The organism is Pseudonocardia lacus, assembly GCF_018531445.1.
GTDB lineage: Bacteria > Actinomycetota > Actinomycetes > Mycobacteriales > Pseudonocardiaceae > Pseudonocardia > Pseudonocardia lacus.
The window spans coordinates 1-5,994 of sequence record NZ_JAHDTH010000312.1 but is presented as its reverse complement, the minus strand read 5'-3'; the positions used below and the strand labels follow the sequence as shown (position 1 = coordinate 5,994).

Below are 5,994 nucleotides of genomic sequence, written 5' to 3'. Positions count from 1 at the left end.
AGGGTCGCCGCGGCGCGGACCCGGCGGCGCTCCCGGTCGGGCGGGTCGGGCGGGTCGGGCGGGTCGGGCGGTCGACCTGGCGCCGCACCGCGGCCCGTCCCGAGCCCGCACGGGCGCATGGCGCGCTCGGCGAACCGGCTCGGTCGCCGACGCCGGGGCGGGGCGGTGGGGGTGGCGGGGAGGGCGCGCGGTGTGGTTCCGGACATGCCGACAGCGTGCGTCGACGCCCGTGTCGGCGGGGCCGCCAACCGCGGATCTGTGGATGGAGGGCCTCGATGTGGACAACTCGGGGCACCGGATGAGCTGCTGGCGGGCCGCGGCGTAGACTCGTGGTGCGGCTCGACGCAAGTCGGGCCGACTTCGCGTGCTCGCCCTCCGCGCCCCGCGGCCGATCGGCCCCTGGGCAGGAGCAAACGGCGGACGGGCGGTCCCGGTCCCCGCGACCGGGTCCGGCCGCCGGTGCGAGCACCAGGGCGGTGTCGCCGACCGGCGCCCGCACAACCGCACGCGTGGCCGCCGGGCGACCACGCCGAACGAGAGGGTGAGCACCGGCCGTGGCCGTCGTCACCATGAAGCAGTTGCTGGACTCCGGCGTGCACTTCGGGCATCAGACCCGCCGCTGGAACCCGAAGATGAAGCGCTACATCCTCACCGAGCGCAACGGCATCTACATCATCGACCTGCAGCAGACGCTGTCCTACATCGACCGGGCCTACGAGTTCGTGCGCGAGACCGTCGCGCACGGCGGCACGATCATGTTCGTCGGCACGAAGAAGCAGGCCCAGGAGGCCATCGCCGACGAGGCGGGCCGGGTGAACATGCCCTACGTCAACCAGCGCTGGCTGGGCGGCATGCTCACCAACTTCCAGACCGTGCACAAGCGGCTGCAGCGGCTCAAGGAGCTGGAGTCGATGGAGCAGACGGGGGGCTTCGAGGGTCGCACCAAGAAGGAGATCCTCATGCTCACCCGCGAGAAGGACAAGCTCGAGAAGACCCTGGGCGGCATCCGGGACATGAGCAAGGTCCCGAGCGCGGTCTGGGTGGTCGACACCAAGAAGGAGCACATCGCCGTCGGTGAGGCCCGCAAGCTGGGCATCCCGGTCGTGTCGATCCTCGACACCAACTGCGACCCCGACGAGGTCGACTACCCGATCCCGGGCAACGACGACGCGATCCGCTCCGCCGCGCTGCTGACCAAGGTCATCGCGCGCGCCGCGGCCGACGGCCTGGTCGCCCGCTCGCGCGGTCGCGGCGAGGGCGAGGACAAGCCCGCCGAGGGCACCCCGGCCGAGCCGCTGCCCGAGTGGGAGCAGGAGCTGCTGACCAGCGGCACCGGCTCCGACGGCGCCAGCCTGACCGCGCCCGGCGCGACCGCCGACGGCCCGAACCCGACCGCCGAGGCGGCTCCGGCCACCACCAGCAACGGCACCCAGCAGACCGCGAGCTGACGACGTCGCGGGCGGGGCCCACCACGGGTCCCGCCCGCGACCTCCTCGCGACCTGCCCCACCGAGAACGGACGAGAAGGCACCACGATGGCGAACTACACCGCCGCCGACGTCAAGAAGCTCCGCGACCTCACCGGGTCCGGGATGATGGACTGCAAGAAGGCCCTCGAGGAGTCCGGCGGCAACGTCGAGCAGGCCGTCGAGCTGCTGCGCATCAAGGGCGCCAAGGACGTCGGCAAGCGCGCCGGGCGCGACACCGCCAACGGGCTGGTGGCCGCCGAGGGCGGCACGCTGGTCGAGCTGGACAGCGAGACCGACTTCGTCGCCAAGAGCGCCGACTTCCAGGAGCTCGCCGACAAGGTCCTGCGCGTCGCGGTCGACGAGAAGCCCGCCGACCTGGAGGCGCTCAAGGCCGCCAAGGTCGACGGCGGCACCGTGGACGACGCCGTGCGGGCGCTGTCCGCGCGCCTGGGCGAGAAGCTCGAGCTGCGCCGCTACGTCCACGTCGACGGCCCGGTCGCGCTCTACCTGCACCGCCGCGCCTCGGACCTGCCGCCGGCCATCGGCGTGCTGGTCGCCTACGACGGCGCGGACGAGGACGTGGCCAAGGGCGTCGCGATGCACATCGCCGCGGCCCGCCCGCAGTACCTCACCCGCGACGAGGTCCCCGGCGACGTCGTCGAGAACGAGCGCCGCATCGCCGAGGCCACCGCCCGCGAGGAGGGCAAGCCCGAGCAGGTCCTGTCGCGCATCGTCGACGGCCGGATCAACGGCTTCTACAAGGACGTCGTGCTGCTCGAGCAGGCCTCGGTGCAGGACTCCAAGAAGACCGTGAAGGCGCTGCTGGACGACGCCGGCGTCACGGTCAAGGAGTTCGTGCGCTTCGAGGTCGGCCAGGCCTGACGGCCGGCCCGACGACGCGATGAGCGAGCTTGCGAGCGAATCAATGACACAGCGCCCGCGCAGCGCCGATCGAGCGTAAGCGAGGGAGAGCGTGAGCGACCTGAGGATCGGCCTCGACGGCACCCGCCCCGGCTTCCGCCGCGTGCTGCTCAAGCTCGGCGGCGAGATGTTCGGCGGCGGCGCCGTCGGGGTCGACCCGACGGTCGTGGAGACCGTCGCCCGCCAGATCGCCGACGTCGTGTCCGGCGGCGCGCAGGTCGCCGTCGTCATCGGCGGCGGCAACTTCTTCCGCGGCTCCGAGCTGCAGCAGCGCGGCATGGACCGGGCCCGCGCCGACTACATCGGCATGCTCGGCACCGTGATGAACTGCCTCGCCCTGCAGGACTTCCTGGAGCGCGAGCACCACATCGACACCCGCGTGCAGACCGCCATCACCATGGGGCAGGTCGCCGAGGCCTACATCCCGCGCCGGGCCATCCGGCACCTGGAGAAGGGCCGCGTCGTGATCTTCGGCGCCGGGGTCGGGATGCCGTACTTCTCCACCGACACCGCGGGGGCCCAGCGCGCCCTGGAGATCGGTGCCGAGGCGCTGCTGCTGGCCAAGGGCGTCGACGGCGTCTACACCGCCGACCCGAAGGTCGACGCCGACGCCAAGCTCTACGAGGAGATCTCCCACCGCGAGGTCCTCGAGCAGGGGTTGAAGGTCGCCGACGCCACGGCGTTCAGCCTCTGCATGGACAACAAGATGCCGATCATCGTGTTCAACCTGCTGATCGAGGGCAACATCGCGCGGGCCGTGCGCGGTGAGAGGATCGGGACCCTGGTCAGCACGCCCGACTGGGCGGCCGGCGCGGGATCCGCCACCGGATCGCGCGCCGCTTCGAGCGCAGGGCAGGAAGGTAGGGAGCAGCCGTGATCGACGAGGCGCTGTTCGACGCCGAGGAGAAGATGGAGAAGGCCGTCGCGGTGGCCAAGGACGACCTGGCCAGCGTGCGCACCGGTCGGGCGACGCCCAACATGTTCTCCCGCGTCGTGGTCGACTACTACGGCGCGCCGACGCCGATCAACCAGCTGGCCTCCATCAACGTGCCGGAGGCCCGGATGGCGGTGATCAAGCCCTACGACGCCAGCCAGCTCCGGCAGCTGGAGAAGGCGATCCGCGACTCCGACCTGGGGCTCAACCCCAGCAACGACGGCCAGATCATCCGGGTGGTCATCCCGCCGCTGTCCGAGGAGCGCCGCCGGGAGATGGTCAAGGTCGCCCGCGGCAAGGGCGAGGACGCCCGGGTGACGGTGCGCAACATCCGCCGCAAGGCGATGGACGAGCTGCACCGCATCGTCCGCGAGGGCGAGGCGGGCGAGGACGAGGTGTCCCGCGCGGAGAAGGAGCTGCAGGGCACCACCGACCGGTACGTGCACCAGATCGACGACCTGGTCAAGCACAAGGAAACCGAACTGCTCGAGGTATGAGACGCCGTCCGTGACCGCATCTTCCTCCGACCACATGCCCGCGGTCGTGCCGCCGGCCCGGCGCCCGTCGCGCGCCGGGCGGAACCTGGGTGCGGCGGTCGCCGTGGGGGCCGGGCTGGGCGCGGTCATCCTCGGTTCGTTGCTGGTCGAGCGGCACTTCTTCATCGGCGTGCTGTCGCTGTCCACGCTGGTGGCCACCTGGGAGCTCGCCCGGGCCATGCGGCGCGGGGTGGGCATCGAGGTCCCGCTGCCGGTGCTGCTGGTCGGCGGCCAGGCGATGGTGTGGTTGGCCTGGCCGTTCGGCGCGGCGGGGCAGGCGGTGTCGTTCGCGCTCACCGCCATCGCGGTCATGCTGTGGCGGATGCGGGCGGGCGCCGCGCACTTCGTCCGCGACGTCACGGCGGGGCTCTTCGTGGCGGCCTACGTGCCGCTGTTCTGCTCGTTCGCCGTCCTGCTGACCGTCCCCGAGGACGGCGTGGGCCGGGTGCTCACGTTCATGATCTGCGTGGTGGCCTCCGACATCGGCGGCTACGTGGCCGGGGTGACGGCCGGGCGGCACCCGATGGCCCCGACGATCAGCCCGAAGAAGTCCTGGGAGGGCTTCGCCGGCTCGCAGATCGCGGGCATGGCGGCGGGCGCGCTCTCGGTGTGGCTGCTGCTGGGCGGGCAGTGGTGGGCGGGCGTGCTCACCGGCGCCCTGCTCGTCGTCACCGCCACCCTCGGCGACCTCGTCGAGTCGATGATCAAGCGCGACCTGGGCATCAAGGACATGGGCACCCTGCTGCCCGGTCACGGCGGCCTGATGGACCGGATGGACTCGCTGCTGCCCACGGCCGTGGTCAGCTGGGCCGTGCTGGGCCTGCTGGTCCCCGTCGGGTGAGGTCGTCGCGTCGCCGGGCCGCACCCGAGCGGCCCATCCCGAGCCCGAACATCTGGCACTGGCCGGAGGTCTACGAGCGGGAGAACGAGGCCCAGGACGCCGACGGCGCCCTCTGGGCCGCGCTGCGCGAGCTGGCGCCGTGGGCCGGCGCCGACGTGCTCGACGTGGGCTGCGGCGACGGCTTCCACCTGCCCCGGTTCGCGGCCGAGGCCGCGTCGGTCACCGGCGTCGAGCCGTACGCGCCGCTGGTCGAGCGCGCCCGCCGGCGGGTGGGCGACGACGCCACGGTGCTGCTGGCCGGGGCGGCCGACCTGCCGCTGCCCGACGCGAGCGTCGACCTGGTGCACGCCCGCACCGCCTACTTCTTCGGCCCCGGCTGCGAGCCCGGTCTCGCCGAGGCCCGCCGCGTCCTGCGCCCGGGCGGCACGATCGCGATCGTCGACCTCGACGCCACCGTCGCCCCCTACGGCGACTGGATGCGCGCCGACATCCCGCACTACGACCCGGCCGCGGTGGAACGGTTCTTCGCCCGGGAGGGCTTCGCGCTGCGCCGCGTGATCGCGCGGTGGACCTTCCCCGACCGGGAGACCTTCGAGTCGGTGCTGCGCATCGAGTTCACCCCGCGGGTCGCCGCCCGGGCCGTCGCCGAGACGACCGGCGCGTCGCTCGACGTCGGCTACCGCGTGCACGTGCAGCGGGTCGGCGGCATCCGGCTGCCCTGAGGCCGCCGCCGCCGCGTGCCCGGATCCGGATACCGTGGGGGCATGCGTGAACCGGCTGCGCGCCCCGTCCCGGTCCCGTACATGGAGCCCGTCGTCGCCGCCGCATGGTGGACGGTCGGCACCACGGCCCTGGAAGGGGGCACCGGCACCCTGGTGCTGGCCGTCGGGCTCGGGCTGTGCGGCGGGCTGCTGGTGGCCCTGCGCCGCCGGCACGGCACCGGCTCGCGGCTGCCGTCCGGGGCCCGCGGGAGGCTGCTGCGCACCGTGGTCGTCACCGCGGCGCTGCTGGCGGTCTCGGGCAGCGTGCTGGGGTTCTTCGGCCTCGGCGAGCTCGTCGTCCCGGTGGGTGCGGTCCTGGTCGGCCTGGCGTCGATCTCGCTGGCCTCGGTGCTCGACGAGCGCCCGCTGGTCGCCGTGGGCGGGCTGATGCTGGTGCTGGGCGCGACGGGGGCCGTGCTGGCCCTGCGCTCGGCCGGCACGATCTACCCGGTCGGCGTGGTCGGCCTGCTCGCGGGCCTGCTGTTCTGGCTGGTCGCCGCGCACCGCGGCGGCCTGCTCGACCCCCGCCGCCG

The 5,994-nt window shown here is 73.3% G+C and carries 6 protein-coding genes and 2 pseudogenes; 7 read left to right on the top strand and 1 reads right to left on the bottom strand.

Features of this window, described 5'->3' with window-relative positions; translation table 11 throughout:
• Positions 1 to 206, bottom strand: a pseudogene (locus KIK08_RS36530) (hypothetical protein); the annotation flags it as partial.
• A gap of 348 nt (positions 207 to 554) precedes the next feature.
• Here KIK08_RS36530 and rpsB point away from each other — a divergent pair.
• The 7 genes and pseudogenes from rpsB to KIK08_RS36495 all read left to right on the top strand — a co-directional run.
• Complete coding sequence (rpsB, locus tag KIK08_RS36525; protein ID WP_214407888.1) at positions 555 to 1,448, top strand: 30S ribosomal protein S2; 894 nt, start codon at positions 555 to 557, stop codon at positions 1,446 to 1,448.
• A gap of 86 nt (positions 1,449 to 1,534) precedes the next feature.
• Entirely contained in the window at positions 1,535 to 2,350 is an 816-nt protein-coding gene (gene tsf / locus KIK08_RS36520; RefSeq protein WP_214407887.1) for a translation elongation factor Ts, read from the top strand.
• A gap of 106 nt (positions 2,351 to 2,456) precedes the next feature.
• A pseudogene (gene pyrH / locus KIK08_RS36515) lies at positions 2,457 to 3,185 on the top strand (UMP kinase); the annotation flags it as partial.
• A 77-nt stretch (positions 3,186 to 3,262) separates the two neighbouring features.
• Positions 3,263 to 3,820 (top strand): ribosome recycling factor, encoded by a 558-nt coding sequence (gene frr / locus KIK08_RS36510; protein WP_214407886.1) that lies wholly within the window; start codon positions 3,263 to 3,265, stop codon positions 3,818 to 3,820.
• Between the two features lie 34 nt (positions 3,821 to 3,854).
• Positions 3,855 to 4,700: a phosphatidate cytidylyltransferase gene (locus KIK08_RS36505; RefSeq protein WP_214407890.1), complete on the top strand. Its 846-nt coding sequence runs from the start codon at positions 3,855 to 3,857 to the stop codon at positions 4,698 to 4,700.
• Entirely contained in the window at positions 4,697 to 5,422 is a 726-nt protein-coding gene (locus KIK08_RS36500; RefSeq protein ID WP_308258120.1) for a class I SAM-dependent methyltransferase, read from the top strand. The genes KIK08_RS36505 and KIK08_RS36500 overlap by 4 nt, the downstream gene beginning before the upstream one ends.
• Positions 5,423 to 5,464: 42 nt before the next feature.
• The coding region (locus KIK08_RS36495; RefSeq protein WP_214407885.1) for a hypothetical protein at positions 5,465 to 5,994 on the top strand (530 nt) is incomplete at its 3' end.

Bases quoted from the DNA above. Each gene is read 5' to 3' on its own strand.
- tsf (WP_214407887.1), top strand. From the start codon at position 1,535: ATGGCGAACTACACCGCCGCCGACGTCAAGAAGCTCCGCGACCTCACC.
- KIK08_RS36505 (WP_214407890.1), top strand. From the start codon at position 3,855: ATGCCCGCGGTCGTGCCGCCGGCCCGGCGCCCGTCGCGCGCCGGGCGG.